The sequence below is a fragment of the Arcicella sp. BE140 genome (assembly GCF_031456255.1).
Taxonomy (GTDB): domain Bacteria; phylum Bacteroidota; class Bacteroidia; order Cytophagales; family Spirosomataceae; genus Arcicella; species Arcicella aquatica.
This window is the reverse complement of sequence record NZ_JAVDUE010000035.1, coordinates 1-1682: the sequence shown is the minus strand read 5'-3', so window position 1 is coordinate 1682 and position 1682 is coordinate 1. Positions and strand designations below refer to the sequence as shown.

Genomic DNA, 1682 nt, shown 5'->3' with positions numbered 1-1682 from the left:
GGCTTTCCTTTAATGTTGTAAATATTTAATTATCAATATATTACAAAAAAACAACCCCGAAAAAGTGTCAATACTGGCAATTTTCGGGGTTTTTCTGTATTTTGTTTCTGCTAAAAAATATAAATACGGATGCAATATACACTGTTTGACTTAGATTCTCCAAGTTTTCATAAATGGTATTTATTCAAGAATACAACTGTCCTGGGGAAAATACACCAAACTATTGATTGGGATTCTCTTGAAAATATTTTTCCAAAGAAAACTTCCATCGTTGGAGCACCTTCATGGTTGCCCAGTAGAGGTTTTTTTGCTCTGATGTTTTTAAAACATTATACTGGTTTAAGTGATGAGAAACTACTTGAGAGTTTTCACACTAATTGGGCAATGCAGATGTTCTGTGGGGTTTTACTTGCTGATAATGAAAGGATTAAAGATAACTCTTTTGTTTCAAGAGTAAGGTCTTATTTGGGAGAGCATTTAGATTTGAATCTATTTCAAAGTGTGATGATTAATTATTGGAAAGCAGAAATTCCTGATAAAAATGTGTTATTAATGGATGCTACGTGTTATGAAGTTTATCTTCGAATTCCTACCGACGTGAAGTTACTTTGGGAATCTTGTACTTGGCTCTGGGAAAAACAAATTCCAGCATTATGCACCAGCAATAAAATCAAATTACCGAGGTCTAAATTCAAAGATCAAAAGATAAAACAGTTGACTTATAGCAAACTTAGAAAGAAGATTTATCGAAAGACATACTCCAGAAAACGTTCACTTTTAAAGCTACTGAGTAAAGGTATTTTAACACTCAATGAACTCTTAGAAAAAGTTAAATCTAAGGGATTTTCGGAAAAAGATGCAAAAGTATTTCAAACTATTAAAGTGGTTTATGAGCAACAGAAACATCTTTTTGAAGTACCTGGAGCAAAGATTAATGACCGCATAGTAAGCATCTTCAAACCCTATATTAGACCTATTGTCAGAGGAAAGGAGAATAAACCCGTAGAGTATGGTATCAAGGTTCACATCAACCAAGTAGGAGGAATTAACATCATTGAGCATGCAAGTTACAATGCTTTCAATGAGTGCAAGAGATTGAAAGAGAGTGTAATAAGACATGAAACAATGATTGGAGAATGCACACATGTAGCCGCAGATGGCATTTATCCCACCAATGAGAATCGTACATTTTTAAGAGAACAAAGGATACAACATAACTTTTGTAGAAAAGGTAGAGGCAAAGATGATAAAGCAACTAAACAAATGAAAGGTATCCTCAACAAAGAGAGGAGTACACGTCTAGAGGGCAGTTTTGGTACGGAAAAGGAACACTATTTGCTTCGTAAGATAAAGGCAAGAAATCAAAAGACGGAACTCGTCTGGTTATTCTTCGGCGTATATACAGCCAATGCTGTCAGGATTACCAATCGAAGGCAAGAACACAGTCAGCAAGCTCAGAAACTAGCAGCCTAACATAAATCCGAAAGGACAGTAAATAACCACTCAACGAGCTGGTCTGAAAAAAAGTTGACCAGTTTTTACGAAAATAAATCTACAAAGATACAAGTCAAATAAAATTGTATTTTTTAAATAAATCACCTTAGGTGAAATGAAAAATCCACCCAGAATATGAGTGGATTTTATTCTAAATCAATATCTAAAAATAATTTTCAAGGAAAGCC

The 1682-nt window shown here is 34.1% G+C and carries 1 protein-coding gene; it reads left to right on the top strand.

Annotation, left to right across the window (positions count from 1 at the left end; translation table 11 throughout):
* The first annotated feature begins 129 nt into the window (after nt 1–129).
* Nucleotides 130–1473, top strand: a complete 1344-nt coding sequence (locus J2Y60_RS24730) for a transposase (protein WP_309924735.1) — start codon at nt 130–132, stop codon at nt 1471–1473.
* Nucleotides 1474–1682: the final 209 nt, after the last annotated feature.

Excerpts from the sequence above, each read along its gene's own strand:
- J2Y60_RS24730 (WP_309924735.1), top strand. The coding sequence starts at position 130 with ATGCAATATACACTGTTTGACTTAGATTCTCCAAGTTTTCATAAATGG.